At 71.4% G+C, this 14,822-nt stretch carries 10 protein-coding genes, 1 tRNA gene and 1 pseudogene; 5 read left to right on the top strand and 7 right to left on the bottom strand.

Annotated features, from left to right (window positions below; translation table 11 throughout):
• Positions 1-446: 446 nt before the first annotated feature.
• On the top strand, positions 447-1,637 hold the full coding sequence (locus PUR26_RS10615; protein WP_329871476.1) for an amidinotransferase: 1,191 nt from the start codon (positions 447-449) through the stop codon (positions 1,635-1,637).
• A gap of 478 nt (positions 1,638-2,115) precedes the next feature.
• Positions 2,116-2,619, top strand: a complete 504-nt coding sequence (locus tag PUR26_RS10610) for a metallophosphoesterase family protein (RefSeq protein WP_329871475.1) — start codon at positions 2,116-2,118, stop codon at positions 2,617-2,619.
• A gap of 332 nt (positions 2,620-2,951) precedes the next feature.
• Here PUR26_RS10610 and PUR26_RS10605 read toward each other — a convergent pair.
• From PUR26_RS10605 to PUR26_RS10590, 4 genes and pseudogenes are all read right to left on the bottom strand, one after another.
• Positions 2,952-3,028, bottom strand: a tRNA-Met gene (locus PUR26_RS10605).
• A gap of 329 nt (positions 3,029-3,357) precedes the next feature.
• Positions 3,358-3,549 (bottom strand): annotated as a pseudogene (locus PUR26_RS10600) (TetR/AcrR family transcriptional regulator); the annotation flags it as partial.
• Positions 3,550-3,620: 71 nt separating this feature from the next.
• Positions 3,621-8,327: a tetratricopeptide repeat protein gene (locus PUR26_RS10595; RefSeq protein ID WP_329871473.1), complete on the bottom strand. Its 4,707-nt coding sequence runs from the start codon at positions 8,325-8,327 to the stop codon at positions 3,621-3,623.
• Between the two features lie 54 nt (positions 8,328-8,381).
• Positions 8,382-8,720 (bottom strand): trypco2 family protein, encoded by a 339-nt coding sequence (locus PUR26_RS10590; protein ID WP_329871471.1) that lies wholly within the window; start codon positions 8,718-8,720, stop codon positions 8,382-8,384.
• A gap of 331 nt (positions 8,721-9,051) precedes the next feature.
• On the opposite strand from PUR26_RS10590, the gene PUR26_RS10585 reads away from it, so the two are divergent.
• Positions 9,052-10,116, top strand: a complete 1,065-nt coding sequence (locus PUR26_RS10585; RefSeq protein ID WP_329871469.1) for a hypothetical protein — start codon at positions 9,052-9,054, stop codon at positions 10,114-10,116.
• Between the two features lie 165 nt (positions 10,117-10,281).
• Positions 10,282-11,031: a ZIP family metal transporter gene (locus tag PUR26_RS10580; RefSeq protein ID WP_329871468.1), complete on the top strand. Its 750-nt coding sequence runs from the start codon at positions 10,282-10,284 to the stop codon at positions 11,029-11,031.
• Positions 11,032-11,220: 189 nt separating this feature from the next.
• On the opposite strand, the gene PUR26_RS10575 is transcribed toward PUR26_RS10580, so the two are convergent.
• From PUR26_RS10575 to PUR26_RS10565, 3 genes are all read right to left on the bottom strand, one after another.
• A complete protein-coding gene (locus PUR26_RS10575; RefSeq protein ID WP_329871466.1) occupies positions 11,221-11,724 on the bottom strand; it encodes a hypothetical protein in 504 nt (167 codons plus the stop codon).
• A gap of 393 nt (positions 11,725-12,117) precedes the next feature.
• Entirely contained in the window at positions 12,118-13,254 is a 1,137-nt protein-coding gene (locus PUR26_RS10570; RefSeq protein WP_329871464.1) for an SRPBCC family protein, read from the bottom strand.
• A 3-nt stretch (positions 13,255-13,257) separates the two neighbouring features.
• Positions 13,258-14,220, bottom strand: a complete 963-nt coding sequence (locus PUR26_RS10565) for a histone protein (RefSeq protein WP_329871462.1) — start codon at positions 14,218-14,220, stop codon at positions 13,258-13,260.
• Between the two features lie 214 nt (positions 14,221-14,434).
• Here PUR26_RS10565 and PUR26_RS10560 point away from each other — a divergent pair, with 214 nt between their 5' ends.
• On the top strand, positions 14,435-14,809 hold the full coding sequence (locus tag PUR26_RS10560; protein ID WP_329871460.1) for a gas vesicle protein GvpO: 375 nt from the start codon (positions 14,435-14,437) through the stop codon (positions 14,807-14,809).
• Positions 14,810-14,822 lie beyond the last annotated feature (13 nt).

Genomic DNA, 14,822 nt, shown 5'->3' with positions numbered 1-14,822 from the left:
CCGCTCGGTGCGGCGCCCGCCGCTGTCGGCTCCCGCCGTGGCCGTCCGCCTCGGCCCCCGGCGTCCGGGCCGCCCCCCCGGAGCCCACGGCCGCCACCCGCCGGGCCGCACCGGGCTGCGCCCGTCGAACCACTCCGGTGCCCGGCCGGAGAGGGGAGGGGTGCTTCCCGGAGAAGTGCGCGGGTGCGCGCACGCGCGCCGTTACCCGGTCATCTCGTGCCGCGGAACGTGCATGAGGAGGGCTGTGAGGGCAACTGGTACAGCGCGAGGGCAGTCGCGTGCCCCGGAGGGGCATGGCGCGCGGATCGCGGGGTGCGGCGCGGGAAGGACTCCCGCGTCGGCCGTGGTCGGCGCCGCTGGCCGACGCGGGGAGTGCCGGGCCTCGGGCCCGGCCTGTACCCGTCCGGTCGGCGCGTTCCCCTCCCCCTCCGTGATGGGAGCCGAACATGGTGGCAGAGCAGGCGACCGGCAGCCCGGTGACCGGCGACGTGGGCATCGAAGCCCCGGAGCGGGCCGTCACCGCCCCCGCGACGACGCCCGACGGCACGGAGGGGCCTCTGGTGTCGCCGGTCGGTTCGCACAACGAGTGGGACCCGCTGGAAGAGGTCGTCGTCGGACGTCTGGAGGGCGCCACGTTCCCCTCCGCGCATCCGGTCGTCGCCTGCAACATCCCGCCGTGGGCGGCGCGCATCCAGGGGTTCGCCGCCGGTTTCAGATACCCGCGCGCGCTGATCGAGCCGGCGCAACAGGAACTCGACCGGTTCATCACACTCCTGCGGTCCCTCGGTGTCACCGTCACCCGCCCGGACGCGGTGGAGCACCGGCAGGGCTTCGGCACCCCCGACTGGTCGGCACGTGGCTTCTGCAACAGCTGTCCGCGGGACAGCATGCTCGTCATCGGTGACGAGATCATCGAAACCCCCATGGCATGGCCGTGCCGGTACTTCGAGACGCACTCCTACCGGACGCTGCTCAAGGACTACTTCCGCCGCGGTGCCCGCTGGACGGCGGCACCGAAGCCCCAGCTCACGGATGAGCTGTTCGAGAAGGATTTCCGCGTCCCCGGGGCCGGCGAGCCCATGCGCTACATCCTCACCGAGTTCGAGCCGGTGTTCGATGCGGCGGATTTCGTACGCGCGGGACGCGATCTGTTCGTCACGCGCAGCAATGTCACCAATCGCATGGGCATCGACTGGTTGCGTCGCCATCTGGGACCCCTCTACCGAGTCCACGAGATCGAAAGCCGCTGCCGCGTGCCCATGCACATCGACACGACGTTCCTGCCGCTCGCGCCCGGCAAGGCACTGGTCAATCCGGAGTACGTCGATGTCGACCGTCTGCCCGACATCCTGCGGTCGTGGGACATCCTGGTCGCCCCGGTGCCCGATCCGGTCGAGGAACGCACCCTCAGGCTCACGTCGATGTGCGGCAAGTGGCTGAGCATGAACGTTCTCATGATCGACCAGAAGCGCGTGATCGCCGAACGGCACCACACCGGGATGTTGCGCGCGCTCGAGAAGTGGGGGTTCGAGCCGATCCCCTGCGACCTGCTGCATTACGCGCCGTTCGGCGGCTCGTTCCACTGCGCGACACTCGACGTCCGGCGTCGCGGGGTGCTGGAGTCCTACTTCCCCTGATCTTCCCCTGATCGCGTCCGCGTCGGTGAGGCGGCCCACGGTCGGCCGTCGCCCCCTGGCCGACCACTGGCACCCTGGCCCTGGCCCTGGCGCGGGCTGCGATCGCGGCCCGCTGGTCGCCCTCCTCGTCTTCGCCGGAGGCACGCCGCAGAGCCATGAGGACGACGCGGCCCCCCGGCGCCCATCGGAGGACCGGACCACTGCTGTCGTAGCGGCGGGGACGACAGCGAAGGTGCGAGGTACGGGCGGGTGACCACGTCCGGGCCGGACCTTGCGCCGGAACCTGCGCCGGGGCCGGCCCGGACAGGCTCGATCGGACAGGGCCCTCGCTGCCCTGAGGCTGTGCGCGCCGCACCCGCCGCCACCCAGCCGTCCAGCCCTGCCGGGGGCCCGGGGCCCGGCGGCCCGGCCGGAGGCCACAGCCCCCACGAGCGGACGCCGCACGGCGATCGGGGGTCAGCAGGCATACGGTAGGCGCATGCGGCTGCTGCTGACCTCCGACACGCATGTGCCCGCCCGGGCGAAGAGCCTGCCGGCAGCCTTGCTGGCCGCGATCGACGAAGCCGATACCGTGATCCACGCCGGGGACTGGATCGACGAGCCGACCCTCGACGTGTTGCGGTCCCGGTCCCGCAGGCTGATCGCCGTGTACGGCAACAACGACGGCCCGCCGCTGCGCCGACGGCTCCCCGAGGTCGCCCGCGCCGAGCTGGCCGGACTCCGGTTCGGTGTCGTGCACGAGACCGGGGCAGCCACCGGTCGGGAGCGCCGCTGCGCCGCACGCTTCCCGGACCTTGATGTCCTGGTGTTCGGTCACAGCCACATCCCGTGGGACTCCACCGCTCCCGACGGTCTGCGCCTGCTCAATCCCGGGTCCCCCACGGACCGCAGGCAGCAGCCCTTCTGCACGTTCATGACCCTGACCGTCTCCGACGGGGCACTTCACGACATCACCCTGCACCGGTTGCCGCCGAGACGCTGAGCCCGCAGGGCGGTGGACCGGTGCCATCCGCGCGCCCCGTTCCCGTGCCGCTCCCAGGACCCGCGGGGCTTTCCCGCGAAGAGGTGAGGACGGCCGGTGGTGGCGCTGAGGTAGAACCGGGCGGCCGTAGCGTGGCCGCGGCCGGGCGACGTGGCTCGTGGCGGGCTCGCGGTGTTCGGCGGCCATCGAGCCGATCCCGCCCGCACGGCTGCGACCCTCCCGCCGGAGGCCACCGGCTCGCCTCTCACGTCGAGTACCCGGCACCCGAGGGCGCGCGTCACCCGCCACACATGCTTCCGGCCCCCTCGACACTGGGTCGAGGGGGCCGGAGTTGGTAGCGGGGACAGGATTTGAACCTGCGACCTCTGGGTTATGAGCCCAGCGAGCTACCGAGCTGCTCCACCCCGCGTCGGTGATCCCCACTGTACGGCACCAGAAGCACGGCCCCGTACACATGTGCCGAACGCGTCGGGTTCCGGGTCCGCGTCAGCAGCACCGGTGTCGTCACCAAGCGTGCAAGCGTGAGGGCTGGCAGTCAGGACTTGCATCCGGTACGAGGACGACTCGGTCCGCAGCGTCGAGTTCGGGCAGCTCCGCCGGGGCAGTGACGACGGGTCCGTGCCGGGACGGCGGGTCAGGTCGGCGAAGGGGCACCCTGATCCGTACGCGACTCCGTACTTCAGCTCGCACACCGAGCGGAATCCGCAGACAGTGCCACGTGCGACCTGGGCGCTCAGGTCACGACTGGGGTGATGGCAAGGCACCGGCGATGACTGGGGTCACCATCTTGCGGACGGCGGAGGTCTGCGGCGGGGTGCTTGTCCGGTCGGCGAAGAGCAGGTGCCCGGCCCCGACGAGGGCGGGGGCGAGTGTGTCGATGCCGGCGTCCCCGGTCAGGCGCCCTAACTCCCGCTCGGCGGTGAGGTATGCCTGGTGCCGTCGGCGTGACGCCGGCCATGGTGGCTGGGCACCGCACAGGGAGCGCACTTCCCGTCGGCGGATCACGGGTGCAGCCGATCGTGGACTTCGTAGGCGTCGGCGGCTAGCCGGGCCATGGCAAGCGGCTGCTCCCGCGCCAATGGGCCGACCAGGGCGACGGCCTCGGCTGAGGCCGCGCGGGCGGCGTCGGAGCGGTCACCTGCTGCCAGCCGGGCCTGCGCGGAGGCGGTGAGGGCCTTCGCGAGAACCTCTCGATGGGCCCGCGGATCCCTGTCCGAGAGGTGGCGTGCTCGCCGGACCGCGTCGTCCGCGACCTCCACGGCGTGCTGTGCTCGTCCGGTCATGGCGAGTCCCCGAGCCTGCTCGGCCAGCGACTCGGCCAGCGCGGGGCCCAGATGGGGGCGGTCGGCGGCGTGGCGACGCAGGATCGACAGAGCGCGTCCGTTCGCCGCGGCCCCTTCCTCCTCCCTGCCCGGCACCGTCACCGCGCACCTTCCGAAAGCGGTGAGCGCACCAGCGAGCAGCAGCTCCGCCGATGGCTCTTCCGGCAGGGACTCGCAATAGCCGACGGCAGCGGCGAGCGGTTGCAGGACCGCCTCGGTACAGGCAGCGTCCGAGGCGGCCGCCACCTCTGCCAGCAGTACCGCGCGGGACAACAGGGCGAACGCCGTCAGGGGATCGTCGAGCGATGATCCGGCGTCGGCATTGGCGTCGGCGTTGGCGTTGGCATTGGCATTGGCATTGGCATTGGCGTCGGCATTGGCGTCGGCGTCGGCTGCCGCGCGGGCGACAGCGACCGCCTCGGCTACGGCTGTCTGCGCCCCTGACGGGTCACCGGCACGCCACAGCAGGCTTGTTCGCCGTACGAGCAGGGCGGACAGCTCGGCTCTGAGGCCCGGCGCATCCGTGGCGTAGAGCGTGCGGAGCCGGGCGAGGGCGTTCTCCATGGGGACCAAGGCGTCCTGCCAACGGCCGCATTCCTCCAGTACCTGGGCCAGGAGGCTCTCCGCGCGTGCCAGGGCCAGGCCGGTGGTGTCGTCGCCTTGTCGCTGGTGTGCGGTACGCCGGTGAGCGCGGGCTTCGTCCGCCGCTACGGCCGCTTCCGCCGCGCGCCCGAGCCACCACAGTCGCTGCGCCTGTACCTCGAGATCGGCTGCCCGCTGTCCCTCGTGGCGTTCGGGGTCCCGCTGGGCCCAGCGGCCCTGGATCTCCAGTGCTTCGCACGAACGCCGGACCGATTCCTCGTGCTCGCCGGAGAACCACAACCAGCCGCCGGTGGCCGACAGGACGGCCCACAGGTCGGTCTCGTACCGTGCGGGTGCTTCGACGCTGAGCGTACGCAGCCGGACCAGGGCCTCCTCACCTGCCCGGAGTGCCTCCTCGTGGTTCCCCAGTTCGCTGTGGCACCGGCAGGCCGTGAGCCAGTTCCTGAGCATGGGCTCGGCGAAGGCCGCCGGAAGGGCTTCCTCCGCCCTGCTGTTCACGGCCATGGACTCTTCCACGACGCGCAGGGCTTCGTGTGGTTCGCCGAGCAGGAGGTGGGCGCCCGCCAGGTTGTTCAGACAGGCGGCGAGGTCCGGCAGGTGAGCGCCCGGGGCGGTCCCGGACAGCTCTCGCAGGATTCCCGCCGCCTCCCGGAGGCAGTCGACCGCTCCCGCCGCGTCCTGCGGCCCGGCCTCGGGCAGCAGCGTGCTGGCGAGGGTGCTCAGGGACATGGCCAGATGGTCGCCGAAGCCACCCGGCACGGAGTCGGCGAGCCGGCGGTACCGGTCGACGCTCTCCCGCGCGATGCGGTGCGCCTGGCTGTTGAAGCCGTTGGCCTGGCTCTGTACCGCGAGTGTGTTGAGGGCGAGGGCCAGGCGGGGGGTGTGGATCTGTGGCTGCTCGGCGGCCAGACCGCGGTAGAGCCGTACCGCTTCCTCGGCTGCGTCGAGCGCCTCGGCGTCGTGTCCCATATTGCCGAGGTCGATGGCCAGACTGTTGAGTGTTGCGGCCAGGTCCGCCCGGTAGGCCTGGGGACGTGCCCGCGCGAGGAGCCGACGGGTGTCGACGGACTCGCGCACCCTCTCCAACGCCTCGCGGTGGAGTCCGGCCGACTGGGCCGCCGAGGAAGCCGTGGAAAGGGCCAGGGCGAGCCCCGCGAGGTGGGCGTCGGGGTCGTCGGTGGCGAGCCGTCGTTGGAGCTCGACCGCCTCGCGGGCCGATGCCAGGGCCCTGTCGCGATGGCCGGAGCCCATCGCGACGATGGCGTGGTTGTTCAGGTGGTTGACCAGGAGAGGCGTATGCGCCGCCCGGTCGCTTTCGTAGAGGGCCTCGCACAGTTCCCTGCACTCCTCGGCGACGCGCCACGCGGTGTCGTGCTCTCCGACGCCGCCGGCGGCCACGGCGAGCGTGTCCAGGGCCTTCACGAGGTCCACCCGGCTCACGGGATCGTCGCGACGGAACGCGGCACGCAGGAGGTCCACGCCCTCCCGAGCGGCCTGGTACGCCTCGTTCCGACGCTCCACCTTGGTGAGGAAGATGGAGGCGTTGATACGGCAGGCTCCCCTTTCGGCATGGTGGCGGGGGTGGCTCGCGGGGATCTCCTGCCACAGGTCGTGGGCCTCCTCCACCGCGCGGAGGCACGCCTGCCGCTCGCCCATGGACGACAGGCGTTTGGACACCTCCCGCAGAGCGACGGCGAGACCGGGGCGTGCCCCGGGGTCGGCTGCCGCGCGCAGCCGGTGCAGAGCGACGACGCGCTGGTGCAGGTGGAGTGCCCACGGGGCCAGCAGGTGGGTGCTGGCCGGCACGGCGGCGGCCAGGTCCGCGAGCTCGTCGAGCGTTGCGTGCGGGCGGTCGGCGAGGGCCTGCAGCGCGGCGAGCACGGGTGCCGGATCCTCCAGCCGGGAGACCAGGGAGAGGGCTGCCGGGCCGAGGACCGCGGGGTGGCGCAGGCACCAGTCGGTCGGTTCCTCGGCCGTGGGGCCGGCTTCGCGCAGGGAGGCGCGGGTCACCAGCGTCAGGAACCTGGCGGCCTGATGGGGTGCGGCGGTCGGCAGCAGGGCGTCGAACAGGCTCGGCTCCTCGCGCAGCCGCCCGCCCACGAACCGTTCGGCGAGCCGGTCGGGAAGCAGGTGCCCGACGGTGTCACCGTCGCCGGGAAGCACGGTCCTGATCCATGCGTGCACGGCGCGAACCGTTCCGGCCGTGCCGCTGCCGGCGCCGAGCACCGCGCTCAGGACGGCCGCGGTCTCACGCGGCCCGCGGGGGCCCAGGGCCACGACGGCGGTCACCGCGTCCTGCAGCGTGCTCCACAGCAGGGGAGGACTGAGCCGATGGGTCCTGGCGGTACCGCGCCAGTGCGCCCGCTCATGCGCCAGCAGCCGCTCTTCGATGGCGGAGGCGTCACCACCGGTGAACCCCTCTCCCCGCGCCGCGTCCAGGAGGTGCACCAGGGCGGTCATGTGGAGCGTGAGCGGAGACCCATGAGCGTCGTCGGGCATGTCCGGCGGGGTGCGTTCGGCGAATTCGGTCCATGGCCGACTCGTCTGGCCGGGCATGGACCGCAGCCCCGCGGCCAGGCCACGGGCGGCGGCGAAGTAGCCGGCGAGATCGTCCGACGGCAGCGCCGGGAGTTCGAGGACCGGCGCGGCCGCCAGCATCGTTCCGCGTTGCAGCGAGTCTCCGGCGGCCTCCTCGAGCCAGGCGCCGGACGAACGGGCCAGGAGGATCACCTTGACCGGCGCCTCGCGATGCCGCGCGGCGAACTCCAGGACGGAACGCGTCTCCTCGACGCGGCCGTCCGCACCGTCGACCACCACCATCAGCGGCAGCCCGGGTGCGCGGGTGCCGGGCCCCATCCGCTCGCCGGGCCGCAGCCACAGGAAGGACCACACGGGGTGCAGGCGGCTCGCGAGTTCCACCACGAGCCGCGTCTTTCCCCGGCCTCCGGGCGCGTGCACCACCGCGACCTCGCCGTCGGACCGCTCCGACCACTCGGTGAGCGTGCGCAGCTCCTCCTCGCGGCCGTGAAAGGGCACGATCGCCCTGGCCGGGTGCAGCAGCTCCACCGCGGAACGGGGCGCGTGCCGCGGTCCGACGTGGTGGTCGGGGTCGGCGAGGGCCGTGTACTCGACAGGCTGGGCGGAATGAGGGCCCGGCGCCCCGTACTGTTCGAGGGCGGCGAGGAACGAGTCGTCGCGAAGAAGGGTGATGACGCGCTCCGCCTCCAGACGGGCCGGAACACGGTCGGGAACGTCCCGGACCACGACGCCCACCACGAGGTCGCCACAGAGCACGGCGGCCCCGGACATCCCTCGCCAGGCCGAGTCATCCGTTCCCCGGTCGCGGTAGGTGGTGCAGTCCAGGACGTACATGCCGCCGACCAGGCCGCTGAGGGGACTGATTCTCCCTTCGGCCTGCTCCGACTCCCGGGAGCGCTTCTCGGAATGCGGGAAACCGGTGGCCCGCCACGGGACGGATTCGCTGTCTCCGACGATCCGGCCCCACGGTGCCCGGCCGGGCGCAGCGGGTTTCCAGGACTGCGCCGAGACGTGCACCAGCGCGGCGTCCGTACGGAACCGGCCGCTTCCGTCCGGGTGTCGCGGCATTCCGCGCCACACGACGCGACCCTCGTGGTCGATGCGCTCCTCGGTGCGGGAGACCGCGACGGGCGAGCCGACGGTGGCAACGGCGTGCGCGGCCGTCAGGACCAGGCCCGGCGCGATCTCGTAACCGGCCGCCCACCCGCCCGCCGTCTCCACCCGCACAACACGGTTACCGCTCAACGGGCGCTCTGCTCCTGTGCCGTTCCCACGGTGGCGGGAGAGGGGGACACCCGGTCAACGGGCCCGCCGGGCGCGGTCCTCGTCCCCCGGCGCCTCGCCGCCGGGCAGATCCGTGCCTTCCGCCGAGATCCGCACCGGACCGCCCCCGCGGCGCGGCGTGAGGGTCACCGTCACACGGTGGCTGCGGCCGCGGGCCGCGACGCCTTCGGCATCCGCGGTGACGACCCACGCCCGGAAGCCGGCCTTCGCCCGGGCCTCCTGGCGGATCTCCACGAGGAACTCCATCTCGATGGGGCCGACATCGAAGGTGATGTCCTGGTCCTCGCCGCGCCGGGCGGCCTCCATGAGGTCGTTGCGCAGTGCCTCGACGGCATCCCCGAGCTTGACGTCCATGCAGATCCCCCGTGATCCCCGCGCAGCCCCGGCGTGTAGCCGTGCACGCTCCCCTCCCGGCCCCCTGACCGGGGGACCGACTGTAGCCAAGCGGCGGTTGTCCTGTCCGGCGGATCGGGAAGGCCGGCCCGCGCGACGGATGCGCGGACCGCGACCCCGAGCGGTGGAACGCGCCCGGCGGCGGCCTGTCACCCCGGCCCGTCGTCCCGGGCCCGTGCGCGGACCCCGACGTCCGGCGTGCACTGCCGGAGCAACCGCCGTGCGCTGCGGGGCAAGGAGGGGCAGTCCCTTCGCCCTACCGTCGCGGGTGACGGAAAGGAAATCCATGTTGATGACGCGCAGGCACGCGGCTTTCACCACATGGCGGACGATGGTGGTCGCCCTTGTCGCCGGCCTGTCCATGCTCATGGCGCCCGGCCCGGCCGCCGCGAGTGAGGGCTCCTGGCAGAATCTCGGTGGCGAGGCCACCGCGCAGTCCTCCCTGTACAGCGTGACGATCACCGGCAACGTCTACGACGTCGTCAGGGGCAGTGACAGCAATGTCTGGTTCCGCTACAACGGCGGGACCTGGAGACCCCTGGGGAACTTCGGGGCGGCGAGGACGGCGTCCCCGCCCCGCATCATCGAATTCCCGCCGGGACGGGCCTTCGTCGCCATTCGCGGAACGAATTCGGAGATCTTCTACTCCCAGGTCAACAGCGGGTCCGCGAATTTCTGGACGCCCTGGCAGCAGATCGCCTCCAACGCCTGGGCCATGGGCAGTCCCTGGCTGTCGCTCAGCGAGGTCACGGGCAGTCTGAGGATCGACGTTCCGCGCTATGACGGACGCATCAACTACCAGTACGTGATGAACGACAACGGCTCCATCAGGCCCGGCTCCCAGTGGACGTACAGCCAGGGTTTCCAGCTCGCCGGGAACTCCAGGGACATCGAGGGCGAGAGCCAGATCGCGCTCTGGGGATACGGCTGGCCGGAGTGGCAGAGCTATTTCACCGGCACCGACAACCGTGTGTACCGCGCCCGCACCGACCAGCGCAACGGGCAGGTGACCAACGTCGATCAGGTCCCCGGAGGTGCCATCTGCCACAGCGGGGTCTCGGCCGCCCGACTCGGTAATCCGACCCGGGTGGTGCGGCCCGGCGAGGGAGGCTACGCGAACCAGCAGCGCGTCCTCATCTCCTGCGTGGGAACCGACGGCATGACGTGGATCAACACCTCCTCCAGCGGCGGGAGTACGTGGACCGGATGGCGGCAGCCCTCGGGGGGACCGGCCCCGTCGAGCGCCACCCCGGCGGTCAACGCCACCTATGACACCTGGACCCTCACCATCCGGTGGAACCGCTCCCGCAGCACGCTCCACCCGGACAACGCCCTGGTCGGCAAGCGCATCAACTGACCCGGCCCCGCCCCGCCCACGGCCCCGTTCCCCGCTCCGGGAGCGGGGCCGTCCTGGTGAGCGTCGCGATGGACGTTGCCGCACCCGCCGTGTCGGCCGACCGGTCATGGGGCGCCCATTGCCGGGTAGGAGGGCGCGTGTATCGACCAAGGAAGTGGAGCGGTGATGAGCGGAGCGTTGACGGCGGGAGGGTGGGGCCTGTTCGCGGGGGCGGCTCTGCTGGTGGGCGCTGCGATCGGCTCACTGGTGCGCGTGCCGCCACGGCTGATAGCCCTGGTCATGGCCTTCGGCAGTGGCGTGCTGATGGCCGCGGTCTCCTTCGAGCTGATTGCCGATGCCTATGAACGCGCGGGGATCTGGCCGGTGGTGGCGGGAGCGGTCGGCGGCGCGGCGGTGTATTCGGGAGCCAACGCGCTGCTGGCACGGCACGGCGCGCGGCACCGCAAGCGGTCCGGGGAACAGCAGCCGTCCGAGGCCGAGGCACCCGGGTCGGGGAACGCCATCGCGTTGGGGGCTCTGCTCGACGGGGTCCCGGAGTCCGTGGTCATCGGGACGAGCCTGCTGGGCGGCGGCCACCTCGGGGCGGCGACAGTGGGAGCGGTGTTCATCAGCAACATCCCCGAAGGGCTCGCCAGCTCCGCCGGCATGAGGAGCGCCGGACGCAGCCGGATGTACGTGTTCGCCCTGTGGGGGAGCATCGCCGTGGCCAGCGGACTGGCGGCGCTGGGCGGCTACGCCCTGCTCGGAGGCGCTTCCGAAGCGTTGATGGCCGTGATCACCGCCGTCGCGGGCGGGGCGATCCTCTCGATGGTCGCCGACACGATGATCCCCGAGGCCTACAGCAAGGTGCACCTCCTGACAGGACTGGTCACTGTGGCGGGATTCCTGTCGGCGTTCGCACTGTCCCACCTGTAGAAGCGGGGTCGTCCGGCGGATCGAGGGCCGTCACTGGGCCGCCGGCCCGCACGGGGAACCGGCTCCCGCCGACGGAGAAGGCCATCCGTGCCTCTCACCGTCCGGAAACACGCCCCTGTCACCGTCCGGAAGCACGCCCGTGTCGCACGGATGCGACGAGTACGCCCCTGGTGGCTCTCCGTCGTCCGGTCAGAGAGCGGTCGGCACCGATGCGACGTGCGGCTGCCGCATGTGCGGGCACAGCCCCTCGGAGGTCGTCGTGGGGATGCGCATACGGCGCAGGAGGTCTCGGGTGGTGCGCAGGCCCATGGTGCTGCGCCAGACCATGTCCGGGTAGCGGGAGCGCAGATGGGACAGCGCACGGGTGCCCAGGCCGGTATGGAGGAAGCGCTCCTCGATGACGACACCGGTGATGACGGCTTCGGCGCAGTCGACACAGATCCGGTAGTGGACCTGGCCGACCACCTTGCGGACATGGACCAGGAGCAGGCATTCCTCACCGGGGCCCGAGTCCCCCGGGACGCGGGAGGACAGGAAGTCGATCGCGCGGTAGGCGAGGATCCGGCGCCGGAGGCGGCCGGTGCCCTTGGACCGGCGGGAGTGCTTGGCGGTGCCAGGACCCGGCGGCGGTGCTCCGTCCTGACCGGGCCGGCCGAACAGAGAACTCGTAGGACGCGCATGTTGTCCGTGCATGGGAGCGCGTGTACCCGGTCGGCGACCGTGAATGTCCCGGAAAGCCAGGGCGTCGCTTTCCGGCGAGTACGACGAGCCGACGCGAAGGACGGGCCCACGGTCCTCTTCGGGGGCCGGTTCCCGCCCGCTGCCGCCCTCCGCACCCTTGCCGCAGCACGGATGCCGTACGGTGGCGTCGGCTGCTCGGGGCACCCGGACCCCGACACCCGGACCCCGGCACCCGGACCTCGGGGCACCAGGACCTCAGGGCACGAACCCTGACAAGACGCGCTCGAAGAGGTGAGGCGGCCTCGGGCCAGGGCGATACGGTCCCCTTCCGCGCGGAGCGCCCATCAGACAGGGCCTCGACGACGCCTTGCGGAAGCCGCCCCAGGTCCCCGTCTGACCGGGTGGTCACTGTCGCTGTCGCTGTCGCTGCCGCCGACGCGGACGGCGGGTGTCTTCGTCCTCGACGTCCTCGTCGTTCTCGTCGTCCTCGTATTCGTATTCGTCCTCGTCCGCGGTCTCGTCCTCGACATCCTCCTCCGGGACTTCGCCCTCCTCGTCCTCGTCATCCTCCTCCTGGGCCTCGCCCTCCTCATCGGCGTACCGCCCGTCGGGCTCTTCCTCGCTCTCCTCCTCGTCACCCTCTTCGTACCCGTCGGCGCCCTCGTCCTCTTCCGGCGTTTCCTCGTCGTCCTCTTCCGGCTCTTCGCTCTCTTCTTCCTCTTCGAGAGCCTCTTCGTGGGTGCGGACCACCTCGCTGTCGCGGATCTCGCCGCGCCAGCCTTCCGGCTCGTCGGTGGTGAGCGAGACATGCCGGAGGAAGTGCTTGAGGTCCAGACGCAGGCGGCGCCCCTGAGCACGCCAGATGTTGCCGGTCTTCTCGAAGAACCCCGACGGGTAGTACTCGACCACCACGACGATCCGGGTGAGGGTCGGAGTGACTTCGTGGAAGCTGACGCAGCCGCGGGTGGTGCCCTTGGCGCCCTCCGAGGTCCACACGATCCGCTCGTCGGGTATCTGCTCCTGGACGGTGGCCTTGAAGCCGCGTGTGGAGGGGCCGACCTTCACCTTCCAGTCGCTGGTGGTGTCGTCGTTGCGGGAGACGTCGCGCACTCCCTTGGTGAACCCGCTGAAGTCCTCGTACTGCGTCCAGTGGTCGTACACGGTGCGCAGCGGCAGACCCACATCGATGAACTCGATGATGTTGATGACCTTGCCACCGCTCTTGCGGCCCTTCTTGCCCTTCCCGAACATCTGGGAGGCGGCACCGGTCACTTTGTCCTTCAGGCTGCCGAAACCCTGTCCCGCTATCGCTTTCAGGGGCGAGTCGCCCTGCAACATCCGCCCCCCGATGCCGGCGACGTCGGACAACTTCCCTTTGCCGTCGGCCACGTCGAGAAGCTGGTCGGTGACGTTCCCCAGCTTGTCCGACGCCTTGTCCGCGAGCTGTTCGGCCTGGGCGCCGAGGAACCCGGACAGTTCCCCCAGCAGTTGGTCCAGCCCGGACTTCGATTCCGGCGCGCTGCCGCGGTCTGACTGTGCCATGACCTACCTCCGCGTGGACGGCTTGCGACCCGCAGTCTTCTTCGCTGCGGTCTTCTTGGCTGCCGTCTTGCGCGCCGGAGTGCGCGTCGCGGTCTTCTTGGCTGCCGTCTTGCGCGCCGGACCGCGCGCGGCGGCCTTCTTCGCCGGTGCCGCCTTCTTCGCCGGTGCGGCCTTCTTGGCGGACTTCTTCGCGGCGGTCTTGGACGGTGCGGCCTTCTTGGCGGCGGATCGTGGTGGCGTCTTCTCCGCCGAGGTCTTCTTGGCCGCGGTCTTCTTGCCGGCGGTCTTCTTGGCGGGGGCCGCGGGTGCCGAGGGGCTCGGTCGCCGCGGCGTCCTGCGGGGAGTGTCCGCGTCGGCGGAGCGGGTCCGTGTCGGGGGCCGACCGCGCCTGCGAGGCGGAGGTGCTTCTTCGGGTTCCTCCTCCGGCTCCTCCTCGGATTCCTCCTCCGGCTCCTCCTGGGCCTCGGGCTCGAACGGCTCCTCCTCTTCCTCTTCCTCCTCGCCCTCCTGCGGTTCTTCCTCTTCCTCTTCCTCCTCGGCCTCAGGCTCCGCGAAACCCTCTTCGTCCTCGTCCTCGTCCTCGGCTTCGGCTTCGGCTTCGTACTCGTCCTCGTCCTCGTCCTCGTAAGGCTCTTCCTCTTCGGACTCATCCGAGCTGCCGAGTTCGAGCGTCCGCTGGTGCAACGAATCGGCGAGATCGGCGAGTTTGCGGTTGGCGGCGGCTCCCAGCGCCTTCTTGCCCGCCCCCAGGGCCTCTCCCCGCAGCTGATCGCCGATCTCGGCGAACTGGGGCATCTCCTTGAGCTTGCTGAGGCCCTGCGTCATGAGCTGGCCCGGCTCAAGACCGAAGCGGCGGCCGGCGAGGTACGTCGCAGCCGTGAACGCGAGGCGGCCCTTCTTGGCCCGTCCCAGTGCATAGCCCCCGGCCACGGCGGCCGCGAGCGCGATTTTGGTCGTGTCCTGCATGAGCTGCTATCCCTTCACCAGGGCGCTTGCGGGTTGTCATCGCCGCCCGGGAAGCCGTCCTGGTCCGTGGATGCGCCGACTGTGCCGGCGCTGTCGACCGGGTGCGACCGCCCCGCTCGGGCGATGTGCGGACGACTCACCCCGAGCCGAGAGAAATGTCCGTATATGATGCCATTATAGTTTCGGCAAGCGGTGTCCCCCAGTGGAGTGACCTATGGCCGCACCAGAACCGGCACGTCCGCGCAGAGCTCGCCCCCGCCCGGCCGACGACGCGGAGGAGCGGGACAGGACGCCGTCGCGCCGGGCTCCCGCCGGCCGGCGGGCAGGGGTCCCCGACGCGGCTTCCGCCATGCGCTCCGCGGCGGGGCAGCTGGCACAACTGCTCGGCAGGGCGCCCGACTCCGTCTCCTCCCTCAAGCCGACCGAGGACGGCTGGGAGGCGCAGGTGGAGGTCCTGGAGCTCGAACGCATCCCCGACACGACCAGTGTGATGGCCAGCTACAAGGTCGCCCTGGACCCGGACGGGCAGCTGATCTCCTACGAACGGACCCGCCGTTACAGCCGCGGCATGATCGACCGGCCGACCTGAGGCAGGCCGCCCG

It is taken from the genome of Streptomyces sp. SP18CS02, from assembly GCF_036322365.1.
Lineage (GTDB): Bacteria > Actinomycetota > Actinomycetes > Streptomycetales > Streptomycetaceae > Streptomyces.
Note: the sequence above shows the minus strand (reverse complement) of the source record. Positions and strands in the feature narration are given on the sequence as shown.

Excerpts from the sequence above, each read along its gene's own strand:
- PUR26_RS10615 (WP_329871476.1), top strand. The coding sequence starts at position 447 with ATGGTGGCAGAGCAGGCGACCGGCAGCCCGGTGACCGGCGACGTGGGC.
- PUR26_RS10610 (WP_329871475.1), top strand. The coding sequence starts at position 2,116 with ATGCGGCTGCTGCTGACCTCCGACACGCATGTGCCCGCCCGGGCGAAG.
- PUR26_RS10590 (WP_329871471.1), bottom strand. The coding sequence starts at position 8,720 with ATGGACGTCAAGCTCGGGGATGCCGTCGAGGCACTGCGCAACGACCTC.
- PUR26_RS10585 (WP_329871469.1), top strand. The coding sequence starts at position 9,052 with ATGACGCGCAGGCACGCGGCTTTCACCACATGGCGGACGATGGTGGTC.
- PUR26_RS10580 (WP_329871468.1), top strand. The coding sequence starts at position 10,282 with ATGAGCGGAGCGTTGACGGCGGGAGGGTGGGGCCTGTTCGCGGGGGCG.
- PUR26_RS10575 (WP_329871466.1), bottom strand. The coding sequence starts at position 11,724 with ATGCACGGACAACATGCGCGTCCTACGAGTTCTCTGTTCGGCCGGCCC.
- PUR26_RS10570 (WP_329871464.1), bottom strand. The coding sequence starts at position 13,254 with ATGGCACAGTCAGACCGCGGCAGCGCGCCGGAATCGAAGTCCGGGCTG.
- PUR26_RS10565 (WP_329871462.1), bottom strand. The coding sequence starts at position 14,220 with ATGCAGGACACGACCAAAATCGCGCTCGCGGCCGCCGTGGCCGGGGGC.
- PUR26_RS10560 (WP_329871460.1), top strand. The coding sequence starts at position 14,435 with ATGGCCGCACCAGAACCGGCACGTCCGCGCAGAGCTCGCCCCCGCCCG.